The 17,780-nt window shown below is 36.8% G+C and carries 11 protein-coding genes; 3 read left to right on the top strand and 8 right to left on the bottom strand.

The window, feature by feature from the left end; all coding sequences use genetic code 11:
* Positions 1–11: 11 nt before the first annotated feature.
* A complete protein-coding gene (locus BLU98_RS09860) occupies positions 12–401 on the bottom strand; it encodes a hypothetical protein (protein ID WP_092723869.1) in 390 nt (129 codons plus the stop codon).
* A 466-nt stretch (positions 402–867) separates the two neighbouring features.
* Between BLU98_RS09860 and BLU98_RS09855 the strand changes: the two genes are divergently transcribed.
* Entirely contained in the window at positions 868–3,990 is a 3,123-nt protein-coding gene (locus tag BLU98_RS09855) for a lantibiotic dehydratase (RefSeq protein ID WP_092723868.1), read from the top strand.
* A gap of 43 nt (positions 3,991–4,033) precedes the next feature.
* Here the strand turns inward: BLU98_RS09855 and BLU98_RS09850 are convergent, their stop codons facing one another.
* Together BLU98_RS09850 and BLU98_RS09845 are read right to left on the bottom strand one after the other, a co-directional pair.
* Positions 4,034–5,092, bottom strand: a complete 1,059-nt coding sequence (locus BLU98_RS09850; RefSeq protein WP_092723867.1) for an HlyD family secretion protein — start codon at positions 5,090–5,092, stop codon at positions 4,034–4,036.
* 17 nt (positions 5,093–5,109) lie between these two features.
* The gene (locus BLU98_RS09845) at positions 5,110–7,350 is read right to left on the bottom strand and encodes a peptidase domain-containing ABC transporter (RefSeq protein WP_092723866.1); all 2,241 of its coding nucleotides are present in this window, start codon (positions 7,348–7,350) and stop codon (positions 5,110–5,112) included.
* A gap of 287 nt (positions 7,351–7,637) precedes the next feature.
* Here BLU98_RS09845 and BLU98_RS09840 point away from each other — a divergent pair, with 287 nt between their 5' ends.
* Entirely contained in the window at positions 7,638–8,033 is a 396-nt protein-coding gene (locus BLU98_RS09840) for a hypothetical protein (protein WP_092723865.1), read from the top strand.
* Positions 8,034–8,037: 4 nt separating this feature from the next.
* Here the strand turns inward: BLU98_RS09840 and BLU98_RS09835 are convergent, their stop codons facing one another.
* The 3 genes from BLU98_RS09835 to BLU98_RS09825 all read right to left on the bottom strand — a co-directional run bounded on the left by BLU98_RS09835 (position 8,038) and on the right by BLU98_RS09825 (position 12,010).
* A complete protein-coding gene (locus BLU98_RS09835; protein ID WP_257574874.1) occupies positions 8,038–8,961 on the bottom strand; it encodes an LLM class flavin-dependent oxidoreductase in 924 nt (307 codons plus the stop codon).
* 85 nt (positions 8,962–9,046) lie between these two features.
* The gene (locus BLU98_RS09830; protein WP_092723863.1) at positions 9,047–11,476 is read right to left on the bottom strand and encodes an outer membrane beta-barrel family protein; all 2,430 of its coding nucleotides are present in this window, start codon (positions 11,474–11,476) and stop codon (positions 9,047–9,049) included.
* Positions 11,477–11,824: 348 nt separating this feature from the next.
* Entirely contained in the window at positions 11,825–12,010 is a 186-nt protein-coding gene (locus BLU98_RS09825) for a class I lanthipeptide (RefSeq protein WP_092723862.1), read from the bottom strand.
* A 573-nt stretch (positions 12,011–12,583) separates the two neighbouring features.
* On the opposite strand from BLU98_RS09825, the gene BLU98_RS09820 reads away from it, so the two are divergent.
* Positions 12,584–13,780, top strand: coding sequence for a lanthionine synthetase LanC family protein (locus BLU98_RS09820; RefSeq protein WP_092723861.1), 1,197 nt, complete (start codon positions 12,584–12,586; stop codon positions 13,778–13,780).
* Positions 13,781–14,003: 223 nt separating this feature from the next.
* Here BLU98_RS09820 and BLU98_RS09815 read toward each other — a convergent pair whose 3' ends face one another.
* The gene (locus tag BLU98_RS09815) at positions 14,004–17,375 is read right to left on the bottom strand and encodes a caspase family protein (protein WP_139173880.1); all 3,372 of its coding nucleotides are present in this window, start codon (positions 17,373–17,375) and stop codon (positions 14,004–14,006) included.
* A complete protein-coding gene (locus tag BLU98_RS09810; protein ID WP_092723859.1) occupies positions 17,356–17,778 on the bottom strand; it encodes a hypothetical protein in 423 nt (140 codons plus the stop codon). The genes BLU98_RS09815 and BLU98_RS09810 overlap by 20 nt, the downstream gene beginning before the upstream one ends.
* Between the last annotated feature and the right edge of the window lie 2 nt (positions 17,779–17,780).

Below are 17,780 nucleotides of genomic sequence, written 5' to 3'. Positions count from 1 at the left end.
GTCAACCGGTATCAGGGTTCCATCTCTTTTGAGAAAAGTGGAGACCAGAAAGGGTGGAACTTTCTGGTCTCCACTTTCGCTTTGAGATGTTCGGGGATCGGTACAACGGATAAGGGAGAGATCAGCACGGGCAGCTTATCCTCACTGTCGTCGCTTTCTCGTGGGAAGGTCTCCTGCTTCTTCGCTGCCACCTTCGCGAACAATTCTTCCGCCTTAGCTGCGGGAATCTGACCTTTATGGTAGTCCATTACAATGTCCCAAAGACGAATCACTTTGCGCAGATCAAGTGCCGTTCGATCCGCATCCGCCAAACTGTGCGTCAATACATCAGGAGTCGTAAGCAAAATAATTCGTTCATTTCTTTGATGTATGCCCTGTAATTCGAATAGAGAACGACTCATTCCTAACTTGATCCTTCTATTTAGACTGTTAAAAATAATTGCAGCCTTTCCGATTAAACATAATCCACAAAAGGTTGCAATAGGGGGATAGAGCAATATACGAACAAAATTTGAAGGCGTTCATCTGACAACAACCATGAGAAATTTTTGCTTTCATGCTTCAGATCAACTTCGATAAAATTGAATTTTCAGACTTAAACAGGGAAAATAGACAGGAACTTGCATGGCGATACCGCAAACTGCAAGACATTCCCCTCCCGTGGCTGCTGGGGAGGTGCCATTGGCAATTGATTCGTCATCCAATAAAAAGAATGCAAACATATTAACATTCATTAATATTTATTTATTATATTCGCGGACAATTATTGACAAATTAATGAATTGAATTCTCAGGAAGCTTTGAATCGGCAATAGCTAAAAGTAATCAATATTAAGTATAATCTAAAAATTGAACTGGGGTCGTACCATGTATACACATTTTTCAAAAGTATTACTTAGAAGTCCATTACAATCGCTTTTAAAAGTTCAGAATATTGATCCGGTCGATAAGCTAGGTGAGTTATTTAAAATAGGCCTCTATCTTTCTTCTCCGGAGTTTCTATCAGAATTTGAAGGAATTTCAGGAAGAGATGATAAGAAGAAAACAAAGCTCCACTTAAGCTTAATCAAGTATTGGATTCGCAGCTGCATAAGGCCAACTCCGTACGGGACGTTTGCTGGTTGTTCGCTGGTGGATATTTCGGATGCCAATACAGTTATTAAGGTAGCGCCACAGGAAAACCATATAATCAAGGTCCGCCTTGATATGAACTTCGTGGTGATGATGGTCAAGGCCATTACATTAGTTCCGGAAATTCAATCTAATATTCTATATCACGTCAATAATAGCCTTTATGAATTGGATGGTGAATATCGCTTTGCGGAATACCATTTTGCCAAAGAATCTCGGATTTATTTTTTGACTGAAGTTGAAAAGAGCCCTTCGTTAAAAGTATTATTAAAGAAGGCGCAAAACGGGGCAACTATAAATGAGTTAATGTCCATTGTAACTGAATGCGATCCCGAGCTGGAAAAAGAGGAAGTTTTCATATTCATAATGGAATTAATAAATGCTCAGATTCTCATTGCCGACATAGAGCCTTGTGTAACGGGAGATGAACCACTTGCGCAGCTTATAAAAAAACTGGAATTATCAGCCAACAATCATTCTATATGTAATAAATTGAAGGAAGTTCAAAATCTGACCGCTAAACCCATTATATCTTTAGATTATTATCATAAAATAGAGAATCTTCTGAAAGGGCTTGATCTGAATTTGGAGTTTCCAAAAAACACAATTCAGGCTGACCTCTATTTGGCGTTTCATGAGTCCAACTTCAATTCCGCCTTAATGAATCAACTTTGTTCGCAAATTAACGACCTTAAAGGTCTTACCAAGTCGAATTCTAACGCCGACCTAAATACTTTCAAAGAAAATTTCAAAAAAAGATATGATGAGCAGGAGATTCCGTTAGTAATTGCACTGGACTCAGATTTAGGAATAGGTTACAGCGCGTCTGTCGATAGAAACAATGGCGGAAGTGAATATATAGACGACCTGGCAGTAACAAATGCAGAAAAAAATCGTCCTCAAAGATCTTGGGATGAAAGCCAATATTTCTCACTAAAACTGTACGAAAAATATATACGATCTCAGGCAGACTCAATTGAAATATCAGAAGAAGACATTAAAGCCCATAGGTTTCGTAAGGACAGCAGCGACTTCGCCAAAAGTCTTTTTATAATGGGACATATATTCAGAAAAAATGAGGAACATTCTGTCGATCCGGAAAATTTTATGTTTTGGATTAACGGTATCGGAGGCTCTTCGGCAGCAAATCTCCTAGGCAGATTTGCACATGGAGACAACCAAATAGAAAATTTCGTGAAAACAATATTAGAAGAAGAAGAAAGACGAAACCCTGACTGCATTTATGCCGAAATTGTTCACTTACCAAATGCAAGAACAGGGAATGTACTTCTTCGACCGGTCTTGAGAAATTATGAAATTCCTTACGTTGGGAAGTCGGGCGCGTCACTTGAAAATCAAATCCACATTACGGATCTGTATGTATCAATTAAAAGGGACAAAGTAATCTTGAGAAGTAGGAGATTAGATAAGGAAATTATACCACGGCTAACTACTGCTCATAACTTCTCTGCAAATAGCTTGCCCATATACAAGTTTTTGTGCGACATTCAGCTGCAAAATGAACTCTATCCTGCAATTTGGAGCTGGGGAGGGCTAGAGGAATTGAAATACCTACCGCGAGTGACTTACAAAAACATTATTCTGAAAAGGGCCAGATGGTTGTTGGACGACAATCTTATCATTAATCTAAGTAGTAACGAAGTTGAATTTTTTAGAAAAATTCGTAATAACCTATCCTTACCTCAAGTAGTAGTTCTTGCTGAAGGTGACAATGAACTTCTAATAGACTTCGAAAATATTGACCACATAAGATTGTTTATACAATCTTTAAAGAAAAATAAGCAGGTTCGCTTGGAGGAGTTTTTATTCACAAACAAAAACTGCATAGTTACTGATAATATGAATCAGCCCTATACAAGCGAAATCATACTACCATTGATAGAGAGCAGGGAAACTATCCTACCAATAATGGACTTAAAAGGGTTGATGCCCCCCAAAAAAATCAACGAAAAAATAATACGCTCATTCTTTCCGAATGAAGATTGGCTCTATTTAAAAATATATGCTGGGAAAAAATCCTCTGAGAAAATACTTGTCGACTTCATACTACCCTTTATTCGAACAAATGACCAACTATTTCATAAATTCTTTTTTATTCGTTATCAGGATGAAATTGGCAGTCATATAAGATTGAGATTTTTAAAAATGAACTCTAAAAACAGTTCTATTCTTTTTCAGAAGTTAATGGAGACTCTCAGACCTCTCATGCACAAAACAATTTATAAAATAACAACCGACGTTTATGAAAGAGAATTGGAAAGGTATAGCTCAATTATGATTGAAGAATCCGAAACCATCTTTTTTAATAGCAGTTCATTGATCTTGAAGCTAATATCTCTTTTAGAAGAAAACGAGGAAGGTGACAAATTCAGGATATTTTTTGCACTGAGAATAGCAGATGCATTACTGAACGATTTTAAAATTCCTCTGTCAGAAAAATATCTATTGCTCTCAAAAATGAGGGATTCCTTCGTTCTGGAATTTGATGGTGACATCAATCTAAACAGGGAATTAAACAATAAATACCGAGTACTTCAAAAAGAGATATGCTCCGCGATGGATGAAAAAAATGATGAATCAAACGGTCTACTTACAGTAAGAAAATTATTACAAACACGTTCTGCCAGCGACGAAATAGCAATAAATAACATCATCAGCAAATCAGGCCGTAACAAGGATATATTATTTCATTTACTTCCTAGCTTCATCCATATGGAAATGAATAGATTATTTCCTGGACAACAAAGGAAATTCGAACTTTTGATTTATGCTTTACTTGAGCGATACTACTACTCTTTAAGCGCACGGATCAAGCAAAACGATTCACTTCCCACGTAAATTTCGAAGACTATACTGAAAAGGTTTTTGTACAATGAAAAGTCTAATTATTTGCCATTGAAATGCCCATCATTCCCTCAAAGATCCGTCGCAGGATACTTTTTTGGCTAATTATAATATCGACGTTTCCGGAAACTTCAGCCTGCACATTTAGTTGGATATTTTTTGTTGTAGTCAATCCTCTCATTAGCGTAAGTTGACAGCTATAAAGGTTATCGACAGCAATATTAGTGAATTGGCTTACTGTTGCTCTTATCGTGCCAAATTCGCCAGACGGATATCCATTCAGCTTAATAAACCCAAGCTGTCCCTGCTTTATTTTACCAACCTTATGCGCAGGGAAAACTGCCCTTGCAATAAATTCTGAAACTTTAGGTGCAACGAAGAATAACTGCTCACCGCTGGCAATTTTCTCATTTAGTCTAACAGTTTTAAAATAAGCCAGCTTCCCACTAACCGGCGTCCGGATCACATATTGTCTATCCCATTTTGTAATTTCATTAGCAATCTTTGTTGCTATTTCTCGTATGGCGTCACCCCTCCTCTCTCTAGTAGACGCTTTAGCCTTATCTCTGAATTGACTAAATGAATAGCCAGTCCTATTCTTGCTTATATCATCCATAAAGGCAGAATATTTAACTTCATTTATTGCATGAAAAAGCATAAGGTAATCCGGCTGAATATCGCCGACCTGTAAATTATTAGGCAATGCAATTGTGGAAATTCGGCTAACAAGATTTGAGCAAGTATCTAAGTAATCAACTACTCTTTTTAGGGAAAGTATGTCTCCCGTGTTGGCTGGGTTAGCTACAATCGCTATAATTTGGTTTGAACTCACAATTTGTCCTTCTTCCACTTTTATCTCACTTATCCAACCTGAAATTTGTGAGATCAGGATAACTGGTGACTTCGAAGGGGAGATAACGACTTTTCCGGAAATTGATTCCGGATATTTGATAAACAAAGCACATATAAACAATAGCAATGCACAACCAGCTATTATAGTAGTCCCATGTCTGGTTATCCAGGAAGGGACACGTCCAATAATAACCTGAATATCTTCTTCAATTGGCAGATTTGAGCTGCTGTTTTGTTCTGGCATTTTTACAAATTAAAAACTCAATTACCTAACTCTAATTGATTCTTTATTAAGTCAAAGTACTTCCCCTTAATATTGATTAATGACTCATGATCCCCAACCTCTGCTATTCTGCCCTCATCCATCACAACAATTTGATCGGCATGTTTGACGGTACTTAGCCTATGCGCTATAACAACTACCGTTCTCCCTTCAAAAAACTGATTTAAATTCTCTATAATTTGTCTTTCATTATTTGCATCCAATGTACTAGTAGCCTCATCTAAAAATAAGAAATCCGGTTCCTTATAGACTGCTCTTGCTATTAATATCCGTTGCTTTTGTCCGGAACTAATTCCATTGCCAGTATTTCCGATCTTTGTAGAAAACCCTAATGGAAGGTCGAAGATAAAAGATTCTATATTGGCCGTTTTTACTGCGGATAAAAGCCTTTTTTGATCTGTCTCTTCCTGAACCGAAATATTTCTTGCAATCGTCGATGAAAAGATAAATCCATCCGACATTACGACCCCACAATGATTGCGCCACCATTTCGCGGATACAAGGTTAAAAGGCGTGCTTCCTAAATATAAAGTCCCTCCAGTCGGGTCATAAAATTTAAGCAAAAGCTTCATTAACGTCGTCTTACCGCTGCCGCTTGCCCCAACAAGTGCGGTAATTTTACCGTAGGGAATCGTCAAATTGATATCATCGAGCACCTTGGGCGAACTCGGGCCAGAATACTGAAAAGAAACATTTTTAAGAACGATACCTTGTGATTGTAAATAAGCCTTTCCATCGATCTTGGGAGATAATGCATTCTCTATTTCATGAGCTGGTTTCAATTCCCCTTCTTTTTCCTCATTTTCTATATCGTGTATGTCGCTCAATCTTTCGACACTGATTTTCGCATCTTGAGCTGCCCTAAAAAACTGCAGCAGTTGTTCAATAGGAGAATTCATTTGACCCGTAATATAGGATACACTTAACATCATGCCTAAAGTTATCTCCCCATGTAATACTTGCTTTGCCGCTACAAACGAGATAAGCAAATTTTTCAACTGATTCAAAAAGGAGGAGCCGATATTCTGATACTGCGTAAGAGTAAGCCCCTTTACATTAATATGAAAGAGTTTGGCTTGAATTCGCTGCCATCCCCAGCGATGTGAAGTTTCTGAATCATTCATTTTAATTTCCTGCATCCCGGTAATGATTTCAAAAAGACTGTTCTGGTTATCGCTCATTTTCTGAAATCGTTCATAATCCAAGTCCCTTCTTTTCTTAAGAAAAAAAAGCATCCATCCTACTGCGAGCATAGATCCCACAAAAAAAATCATTAATATAGGAATACTGTATATCCCAAGTACTACTGCAAAAACAATTAAATTGAGGATCGAAAACAACGTCGTTAGTGAAGAACCGGTAAGGAATTGCTCAATTCTGTTATGATCAGATATTCGCTGAGTGATGTCCCCAACCATTTTTGTATCAAAAAAGCGGATCGGAAGCTTCATTAACTTAATTAGGAAGTCCGATATTATAGAAATATTTACCCTTGAACTCACGTGTAATAATATCCATCCGCGAATCGCCTCAATTGTAGTATTCCCGATAAACAACGCAATTTGGGCCAATAGAAGCAAATAAATGAACTCGATATTTTGTTGATTAATACCATAGTCCACCATACCCTGCATAAGAAATGGAGCAATCAGTGAAAATAAACTCGCAACAAGCATACCAAGCAGCAACTGACCGGTATATTTTCGGTAAGGTTTTAAATAATCGAGCAAAAAATAAATTCCCTTTGTTTGCTTTCTCTCCTCTTCTAAATCAAAAAAAGATGGGGTTGTTTCTAGCAACAATGCTATACCCTTACCATCATCTGACGTAACCCATGAGCTCAAGAACGTTTGTTTATCTAACTTGACCAACCCGTGTACCGGATCGGCAATTATTATCTTTTCTCCTTTCTTGTTCTTATTATAATTCTGCGGTGGCAGAACGACGAAATGTTGTTGGTTCCACAGCAGAATACATGGTAGCGGTGCTTCCTCATCTAATTGTTCAAAGCTCAATTTAGAAGCTAACGTACTAAAACCAATTTTAACGGCAGCATCATTGATACCTTTTAATGAAACTCCCTCTCGTGTAATATAAGAATACTCTCTTAATTTTTGTAGGCTAAAATGCTTCCCATAATATTTAGCTACCATTCTAAGGCATGTAGGTCCACAATCCATTGCATCCATCTGGATATATATGGGGAATCTTTTAAACATTTATATGATTGAAGTGTTTAAATATCTGCTCAAACATAACAAAAAAAAATTATTTAGTAGGCTTGAAATGCAGATATTCGATCACAGAGCCTTCTCAGGGTTTCCCTTTTGACTGTTCATGCAACTCCCCTTCTTAATCGCCAAAAATTAAGCACAGTTAGATCGAATAATTCAGCACCAAAAGAATCACTTAATATGACACAGCAGGCAATAAATCATTTATCGGGTGGGTAAATATTTTTTTTATATTTGTTATAAACTTCTCAATATCAATAATTCGTCTTATTATGAAAAAAAGAAAATGGCTAATTCCGGTATTAATAATCCTTATTTCCTGTTCTAATATACCTACGAACGCCGACGCTCTTCAAAAGCTCAATATGGCTGCTAATCCAACGAACAAAAGTTTATTTAAGTTTTCAGACCTGACAATCTTAAAAAAGACCGAGTCAAAAAGAAATGATCGTCGGTGTTACTTTATCGATTATTCAGCAATTCGAAAAGCCAATAAAGATTTAATAGAGAGAATCAATGCAGTGGGCCAAAGAGAATATATCGATCCCCCCATTCAAAAGGAAAATAACAACTATAATGGAAATGTTAGGAGCGTTAAGAAAGGGCAAATAATAGACACGCTTTTCGCATCAATGATCCTAGTAAAAGGAGTTCATGGTTGGGAATAGTCATCTATGTCAGCCCAAATTTATTGGAAATCAACTCGATGCTTTTAAATTTTGATACGTGATGTTGAGCCATGTTTAAAAAAATAAATTCATCTATCCCCAATAATTCCTGATATAGTGTTAGTTTCTCGTGAAAATATTCCGGCGATCCAAGCAGCACATTACTAATTTCGAAGCCTATTTTATTTTTGAGGCCATCTAAAACTCGTCTGGCGGAAGAAAAGTCCTTTGCACAAATGCCAGCAATTCCTAAATTAATTGATGGGTTCAAGCCATTTTTATTAAAATATTCCGCTCTAAATTCTTTTATTTTTTCACCCGCAGATTTTAAGTTTTCTTCATCAAATTTCTTGTGAAACAACGATATTGAGCAGTTGATCCCTAATTCCGAAACTTCTGCCAGATTTTCAAACCCTGATTTAAGTCCCCAGATACTAGGGATTGCTCCTCTAAAAGGTGGGACAAACGGGGTCCCATTTTCAGCTAGTTCGTCACTTCTTACTAAAGAGATCAATGATTTTATTTGCTCACCAATAAATGTTGGATCATGAAGTTTCTCTTGGTTGCTCTCATTTAGTAGCGAACTAATTTCCTTAGGGGCCTTTCCCTTTGCTATACCCATGTCTATTCGATCGGGAAATAAATTACTAAGTAATTTATACTTTAACGCAACATCATACGGCACATGATGCGAAAGAAGAACACCTGCCGACCCAACGGAAATTCGATTTGTCTGCCCAGCTATTATAGGAATTAGTATTTCGGGATTGTACCATATACTATTTACTAAATAATGTTCTCCTAACCAGAATTTTGAGAATCCGAGATTATCTGCTTCAATAGCATACTCAAAAAGATTTTTAAGAATCTTATTCAAATTCAACTGCCCGGCTCCGAACTCCAGAATACCAATCTTTATTTTTCTCACGATTATAAAATGGGTTAACTATTAACACTTCTAAATTGTAAGCTATCCGATAATTCCTAAAAAATGATTTCTATGTAATCACATATTATAGCCTCTTTCTTTCTTCAGCGCTCCCATTTTCCATCTTATCTGATTTGAATGCTTTTCCGCTTTGAAAGCGATATATCAAGTTAATAAATACCACTCTCGTTTGAGCTTTTCGTGTAAGATTTATATTCCCGCTGTTATAATAACTCACTTCTCTGGTATTACCAGCACTCGAATAGAATATATCACTGACACCAATTTTAGTAATTAGTTTGTTCTCGATGAATTTTCTCTGACAGCTGATATCCAAACTTCCAAGGGGTGCAAATATTATATTTGCCCAAACTGTATGGTATCTATAATACCCACTAATATTTATAGAAAACCTGTTAGTAAAATTCAAGTCCTGGTATGTCTGGAAAAAAAAATAATTTGAGTTAATCGAATAATCAGGAGCTTCCGATATTATTTTTCCGGCGCTTATAGTACTGTTAATTAGCCACCATTTTGTCACGTCTACTGGAAAGCTAAAATTTAGTCCAAAATTCTTTGAATAACCACTATTTCTATTTTTCATAACCATCACTGGATTACTTGTATTAGATTCTAAGACTTGCGAAATGATATCTTTCGTAACAGCATAGTTGATACTTAGGCTATATTTATTATGCAAAGTGTAACTAAGTTCACATGAGTTAGTAAACTGCGGGGTCAATAAAGGATTTCCTTCCCTTGTTGTGTAATTGTCGATAAAGTATCTAAACGGATTTAACTGAGAATAAGATGGCCGGCCTACTCTCTTATTATAAACAAAAGTTAAATAATTAGACCCACTATTGTTTACCTTCTTTTTGAAAAAAATCGATGGAAAAAGGTTAAAATATTTTCTGTTATTTGCCGTATCTTGCTGACTAGTACTAGTCAGCAATCCATTTACTTCGCTTTGTTCCCCTCTTAATCCGATTAAATACTCAGTCTTAAAAATACTCCCCTTTAGTTTAAAATAACCGGCGTAAATCCTTTCTCTGTAACGAAAGTCGAAAGCTGTTGCCAGATCTTTTTTCCACGCATTATTGAAAAATATGTCGTAATAATTATTTGTAAAAATATCTGTAAACGTATATTTTCCTCCTACAGAAAATTCTGTCTTTGTCTTGAATACCTTGTTGTAGTTGAGCTGAGCTGTAAATATTTTAGCTGAGCTCGGATAACTAAAATTGAACGTGGTATCTGAAATTAAATTGTTGTTGGAATCATATTTCTGATTATGATTCCCAGAAAACGCATTCTTATTACTGTATGTATAATCTGAAATAATCTTAAAAGTAGATCCTATACTATCCGTTTTAATACTATAATTTAATCCCAGGTTTGAGAAATCTGTCGGCAGATTACCGGTAAAATACCCAACCGAGTATATACTTTTATGCGGATCCGCATAAATAATAGACGTATTTGCATTACTGAAACTCTTATTAGCGCTTGAAGAGTGGGAAAAATCGATCGCGAAGTACTGATCTTTATTAATATCATAGTATAGCCCCAACCTTTCGCTAGCCAAATGAATTTTTGAATCTATTGTAGTATTAGATACAAAATTACCATCGTCCTGATTAATCTTTCTGTCCATTCCAATAGTTAAAAAATCTTGCAGATTGTCATAGGTAAGACTGCCAGTTATACCGATTTTATTTCTATGAAAATTAATATTAGCAGACGGGATATAATCAGGGTATTTGCCCAAACCCTGAGAGAAATTCATTGCTAAACTTCCATTGAGTCCATCCTTTTTGCTTCTCTTCAGAATTATATTAATCAACCCTCCGTTACCTGCGGCATCATACTCAGCTGGGGGGTGCGACATTATTTCAATCGATGAAATCTCAGTGGATTTCAAGTTATTTAGATAATTCTCCAAGTCCACGCCTGTCAGGTTCAACATCCTTCCGTTAATCATTACTCTAGCAGGTTGCATACCACGCAGAAGAACTTCCCCATTTGTAACAAGGACCCCTGGTGCCAAATTCATCAAATCTAACGATGATCGATTTCCTGAAATTGGACTATTTTCAATGTTCATCACAAGCCGATCAAGTCTCCGTTCAATAAATGGCCTCTTAGAAATAACCGTCACAGCTCTAACCTCTTTAATCTCTAAATCCATCATTTTTATTTTTATAATACTAACCGAATCACTTTCAAGGCTGACATTAATTGTTGTATCTGAATACCCAAGGCTTTTAACTCCTAATAAATACTTTCCCCCGTAATTCACTTTAATAGCAAATTCCCCTTTCTCATTTGCCACTTTCTGTAGTATGGCATTACCGGATGGCTGATCCGTTTTACGTAACTCTATTATGGCGAACTCTATTGGCCTGTCTTTGAAATTTAGAACAGTACCCCTAATTTGATATTGAGCATACAAAGAACAAAAAGTCATTAATATTAAAATTCCTATGCCCAATATTCTATAAAGTCTATTCATTTAAAGATTTGATTTCAATTTAACCGACAGTTCCTTAAAAAAATCTCTATTTAGACACAGGCCTCATTTTTGTTCGGAAACAATTTGCCAATATTTATCATGCTATTTTATAATAGCGTCCTGTCAAATATCACGCTACAAATGCTAAAAAATAACTATCGTCAGATGTAATCTTCCGTTTTATTCACATTCTAAGTAAGATGGTGGCATTAAAAGCAATGCCACCATCTGAAATAAGCTACATTATTCAACTCTAATCACCCTATTGTCGCGATGCATTAGGGAAAAAAGAGGATAGCCTAAATTGAGATTTTGCAATTTCCAAAATCTCCCTACGGAAACGCTGTCTTATAAAGCTGCGCAGCATCCGAAGGTGTCCGTAGGATCGCAAGCAGTAGCACAACCTCTGGTGGTAGGATCAGTTGTAGCTCCACCTACAATTGAATTCATTTCTTTTGAATTCAGTTTAGCAATTGCCTTTTTGTTCAACGTCAATTTCTTGATTGAATTGAGTTTTTTGTTTTCTTTTTTCATAAAATGATTTTAGAAAACAAATATATTATATTCATATAGATTTTGAATTATAATGCGTTAATTTATTTACAAACAACTATATATAATTATAAGTCAATAAATTATATATTTATATTTAAAAATTATTTATAAATTTCGATCCTTATGTTCGCATCATGGCGATCAGAATTGGAGTACTCAAATATCGATAGGTTCGTGCCCATGTACACGTTCTAACTAATTGCAGTCAAATTTTTGCCAATTATGTAATTGAATGTTTGGCATCAATACTTTTGCCGGCAAATAGCCGCATTAAACATGAAATCAACGATTGAAATACCGCAGCCGTTGTAGAATTTAAGCTACGTTAAAACTATAGCACATCAGATTGAAGATGTACATTGTTTACAGTATTTTCTAAACTCTCTTCTAAGTAATATTCCCATTACATTCCAGTCAAATATTAAGAATAAATTTATCAAAAAAAATGGTATGCATTACTTTTGGCATCGTATAAAAGCCCATTAGCTTTCTACCCATTTAACCGCCACAGATACATATAAGACAACTTAAATAACCTATAAGATTAAAGCTATGAATGACAAAATATACGATCTCGTTTATTCTTCCTCGTCAGTCGTAAAAACAGTACCGTTTAAGAACTTAACGCTTTTAAATGGAGGCGAGCTCGGCCTTATTTTATATTGGTCCTACTTAGGCAAAATTTCAAACTCAAATGAATTTAAAGACATAGCGGTAGAAAAATTGAATTCGGTTTTTGATAAAATTAGCAGGGATCCTTCAACTATATCCAACGCTAAATTGTTTTACGGCGTGCCGGCTCTTCTTTCTGTTTGCAAAATTTTAAAACAGGATGCACTTCTGAATATAGAAATTGATAAGGAAACTGAATCCGCCTTGATTTATCAGTTTATTTTAAATATAGAAAAAGACCTGGACATCGATAACACCGACTTTTTATATGGGTTTTCAGGAACAATTCAATTTTTAGCTACTTATTTTAAAGATCGAGAACATGACTTGACAGAACTAATATCGACCGTAACCCTGAAACTTATAAAAAAAGCGAATATTACTAAAAAAGGATCATTTTATTTCAATAGTTACTTTTCAAAAAAAAATGATACAGTTTCATTGGGGATTTCCCACGGTCAATGCGGTATACTCTTGTCACTATGTTCATTATTGGAAATGGGAATCTGTGAAAAAGAACTTTCATCGCATATCCCGCAAGGGATTGAATATATATTGAGCCTAACCGCCGACAAAGACCAAAACCTAGCGTCAATTTTTCCCACAGTAACTAGATATACAGAAGATAAACATTCTCCCTTTAATAATGTATTCTATGGGCCGAGAGTGGCATGGTGCTACGGTGATATTAACATTGCATTGTTATTATATAGGGCAGGACGTCTATTAAGCAATAACGACTACATAAAAATAGCCGATAGTATTGGGTTGCATTCCGCTAAAAGGCTGTCTCCAGAAAATATGCTTATTGACAGTGCAGGATTTTGTCATGGAGCGTCGAGCTTAGTGCAATTTTATAAGTCTTTGTTTAAGGAGGGACAGAAAAGTTACTATGACGATGCGAAAAAATTCTGGCTAGCTCAGGCAATCTTTTTTTACGAAAAAGATTTGGAGTATTGCAATCAGAGGGAAGAATCTAAGGGAGACCTCCTTAATGGTATAGTTGGTTCCTCTATCGTGTTAATGTCAGAGTTGCTAAACGACCGAACCAGCTGGCAGGAGTTATTTACATTATAATGTCTGAGTAACGCAACGATCAAAATGCTTATCGTTTGGTTGAACATACTTTAAAAATATTTAGTTAAAATATACATTATTAGGTATATTTGTCTTATGATAAGGCTTCATACAGAGTCACTCTAAAGTTACGCCATCTAACACTTGCAGTATATTGCAAACGCAGGTGATATCTTCACCCTTTTTTATTAGTATTTATTTGTCTTCCGACTATAACAGAAGGCTATTTTTGCTGACCTGCATTCATAAAAGGAAAATCGGGGCCACTATAAATAATAACAGGCGTCTGCAACAGTTTATTATTTTCTGCTGCTGCAATCGATCGGATCTTTTCGATGATTTGTTTAAAGCTGACCTGTGAGAAAGTGCTGGTCTCTCTGAATGCCTCGGAAATAATCTTTACCAACAAGCTCTCTGTTGAGAACTGGTTTGAAGACTGGATCGGTAAGGAAGAAGCAACTGCCGCGCTGACAGATGGATATGGGCTCGGGCATGAGTGACCAGCCTCGCCCACTTTGCTAAAACTATCACCAATACCACCTGATTGACATGCGTCTACAAAAACGATGTTACGCATTGAGACTGAGCCAGATACAATGTCAACCAACTGTGCTGTATTAAATGTACTCGCATTGATTTGACCAGTGTTACCATTGATACCATCGTAACCAAAAAAATGAAAAAGTTCTGTTTGTGCTGGTATGATCCCGTGGCCATTCAGGTAAACAAAGAGCATATCCTGTGGACGTAATGTGCTTGTTGTCTTGGCAAATAGACTATAAAATCGCGCTCGTGTGGCATTTGAATCCAGTAGCGGTGGAAGAATTATCACATCCTCAAACACATTTTTGAATCTATTTCTGTTTACCTTAAACATATTTATTAACGAATCAACAGAGCCTTTACTGCCACTAAGCGACGGCAGGTTTGAAGATCGAGGATAATCGCCTACCGCAAGACAAAAAACATAAAGATTGCCTTTGATATTATGAGTAAAATAGTAAGTTGAATCTATGTCAGGTTGTATCATTTCTTCAAGTTCGTTGCTACTCACATCCTTCGGAAGACGAACATATAATCGGCAATCAGGGTCATCAGAAACCTCGTAGATCGAGTCGGTCATAGGGCCATCTAACACCGGCGCGTTCTTGAAGCAAATTATCTTTTGAGTACCCTTATTGGTGATACTCGCCTGTCTTGTGGCAAGCATATTGCTTAACCCTGGTAAGCGAAGGAACAGATTTATCGACGGCAGTGCATATGAAAGTTTATTATTGAATGCTCTACTTAAGAGACCCGGCTTGAAAAAGCTACTATAAAAATTATCATAGGTATAGTACCGATCTTTTGCTCGCCAATAAAATTGGTCTAGCACCCTGTTATTGCCATCGAAAAAACCATAATTAGAAACAACCAGCAGATCATTGTATTTGTCGTTGGACCCTGGATAAGTCACAAGATTAAGTCTACGCTCCGAGAAACGCCCGTCGCGAAGTTCCAGTATGCCGGAGCCTGTCAGTGAAAAGAACCTGTCTCTATCAACTACTGCAACTTTGCCCTCAAGGTTAAATGCTCCCTCGACTCCTTGGTCGAAAAAGTCCCGTAAAGGCACTTGTTTAGTACTATCTGAATACAGGGTTGTGGTGGTAGGATCGAACACAAGGTTTGAGTTTTCAAGGCCAATTTTGTAGTTGCCTGAAAACGACACTACATCCGCAGATACCAACGATAGATCTTTTAAAGAATAGCTGTAAGCAAAATTTTTTGAAAACCCTCTTAGAATATGGTCGGGGCCGGCCGAAATATAATACAGTTCAGAGTATGATTTTGTATACCTTCCTTTGGTATCGCGACCAGGTGCAAACCAATTCGCTTTGGCGCTTTTTATTAGCCTACCAGATCTGGCATCATAAAAGTCCAACACAGAATAATAACCTGACGAAATAGTATCTTTTGGCCCTTCAGTATCAAAAACAGAAATCCCTTTTCGGCTGTTCTCCGCATGTACATATGCAAAAACATTTCCGCTGCATTTTATCAATTGAGTGGGATGAAAACTGTAATCTTCAGGGTCGAAAATATTTATTTTAGTTTTCTGCTTAGTAAGCCAGGGCCTTATACCACCTTGAAAAATATTCAATCGGTAAACGACTTCCGCTGATCTTACCAGGAAGATGCTATCTTCATCTGTCGGCTGAAGATCATTTGCAAACGGTGCTGTCATTTTAGCCGTGAGGTATTGTAATGAATCTCCTATGCCATATATCCTGATTTCATTATTAGTATAACTGACCAAGTACTTTCCCGATGCTGAAAATTTTAAAAACTTCGAATTAAATAGTGCGTCGGAAGAAATACCTCCTGGTGCTTTAAGATTTGCTAACGTTAGCTGCCAGCCGTGAGTAAGATCAATTACCAATATATTTTCATCGCTGGTTTGAATAGCCAATCTCTTCGCTGTCTGGCTATAATCAAAGCAGCTGATATGCCTTCTGTTGGGTAAAGCTGAAGATAGTATCCAATTACCTTTTTTAGAAATAGGATTGAATGAGGCTAACAATATTTCAGGGAGAGGCTGAAGAGCCGATTGCGAAGGTTGTTCTTTAAACTGGTAATACAAAAGATTTCCATGCCAATCGAATTTCATAGGCATTTCGCGATCCATTTTTCTTTTCCCGATCATCATACCAGTACTTACGTTATAGAGATATAGGTACATAACACTGTCCGCTTCATTTTTCCGCAATCCATTTTGATAGTAATCAATTTTTTTGGTTATTGCAAGGAATCTCCCGTCTGGGCTTAAAATAGATGAGCTGTCGTTAGCGTTAAAAGCGATAGGAACTGTTTTAGCTGGCGCTACACCAATCGTCTGGCCAGTCAATTCAACCCTGGAAACAGATATGCTATTTTTTTGCCGCTGGTAGATAAACTCTCCGGCAACTTTTACATAATCACCGATGATCTCTTTTTCCGCGATTATCTTACCGGCGCTGTCAAGAAAAACGACGCCATAGCTGCCTTTTTTTTCGATCACTACGGTAAGCAGATCCTCCTTTTCTATCCAATAAATGCTCTTAACGGGAAATGAAAAGATGCACAATTGCTCGGAGCGGTGTCTATTGACAATACGTTTGTATAGCTTATTCGATGAACTATAGAAAATGCAGCCAGCCCCACCACCAAAGCTGATATGTGGCGACCCTATGTCCATGACCGTATCGATCGTCAATCCTGTTCTCACGGATTTGATTAAAAGGATGCTGTCCCCAACGGCAGCAAGAAGTTGCTGTGATTTGTCGATCAACGGAGTTTCAATCGAAAATATACCATCCGGAAAAAAAACATTATTGAACTCCATACCAGTAACCCGGTCAATAAAGAGCAGATTCTTGTTTTCGGCCACTATAAGTGTATCGCCTGCCGGGAATAAATATTTTGGGGAAAAATCTCTGTTAGAAATACCGTGACGGAACAGGATTTCAGGACGCGTAGGCAAATCCTGTGCAGCGGCCGTTGCAATGAATAATGTATAGGCTAGAGTTGCAAAGAACTGTCTATATGATATAGCTAACCTACTTCTCATTCTTTCCAAAAAGGTAGGTTAGAAGACCCGAGATAAGGAATGAACCCACCTCAGGAATATCCTTAATAAAAACTATTACATCGGAAATGTCATCACTACTTGAGAAAATATTGACAATATAAATCATCGCACGTCCGATTATCAATAAGTTCCATATGGAACAAAGGACAATTGCAACCGTGAACGCTTGCTTGTTTAGGAAAGGTCCATTTTTCTTTTCTGAAATAAAAAAACCAGCGATAATACAACCGAGCGGGACCGAATATATTTTCAATAATTGGGTAAGCGCTTTTTGATAGTTAGAATCCTTAACGAGATCCTCAATTCTTGCTATAGTAAATAGGATCGAGCAAAGGCAAAGTGATCCGACAAAAACGAATAAGAGAGTCTTTTTTGCTGCCTTCGGATTCATAG

This window comes from Hydrobacter penzbergensis (assembly GCF_900106985.1).
Taxonomy (GTDB): domain Bacteria; phylum Bacteroidota; class Bacteroidia; order Chitinophagales; family Chitinophagaceae; genus Sediminibacterium; species Sediminibacterium magnilacihabitans.
Note: the sequence above shows the minus strand (reverse complement) of the source record. Positions and strands in the feature narration are given on the sequence as shown.

Coding starts and splice junctions, on each gene's coding strand:
- BLU98_RS09860 (WP_092723869.1), bottom strand. CDS start 401: ATGAGTCGTTCTCTATTCGAATTACAGGGCATACATCAAAGAAATGAA.
- BLU98_RS09855 (WP_092723868.1), top strand. CDS start 868: ATGTATACACATTTTTCAAAAGTATTACTTAGAAGTCCATTACAATCG.
- BLU98_RS09850 (WP_092723867.1), bottom strand. CDS start 5,092: ATGCCAGAACAAAACAGCAGCTCAAATCTGCCAATTGAAGAAGATATT.
- BLU98_RS09845 (WP_092723866.1), bottom strand. CDS start 7,350: ATGTTTAAAAGATTCCCCATATATATCCAGATGGATGCAATGGATTGT.
- BLU98_RS09840 (WP_092723865.1), top strand. CDS start 7,638: ATGAAAAAAAGAAAATGGCTAATTCCGGTATTAATAATCCTTATTTCC.
- BLU98_RS09830 (WP_092723863.1), bottom strand. CDS start 11,476: ATGAATAGACTTTATAGAATATTGGGCATAGGAATTTTAATATTAATG.
- BLU98_RS09825 (WP_092723862.1), bottom strand. CDS start 12,010: ATGAAAAAAGAAAACAAAAAACTCAATTCAATCAAGAAATTGACGTTG.
- BLU98_RS09820 (WP_092723861.1), top strand. CDS start 12,584: ATGAATGACAAAATATACGATCTCGTTTATTCTTCCTCGTCAGTCGTA.
- BLU98_RS09810 (WP_092723859.1), bottom strand. CDS start 17,778: ATGAATCCGAAGGCAGCAAAAAAGACTCTCTTATTCGTTTTTGTCGGA.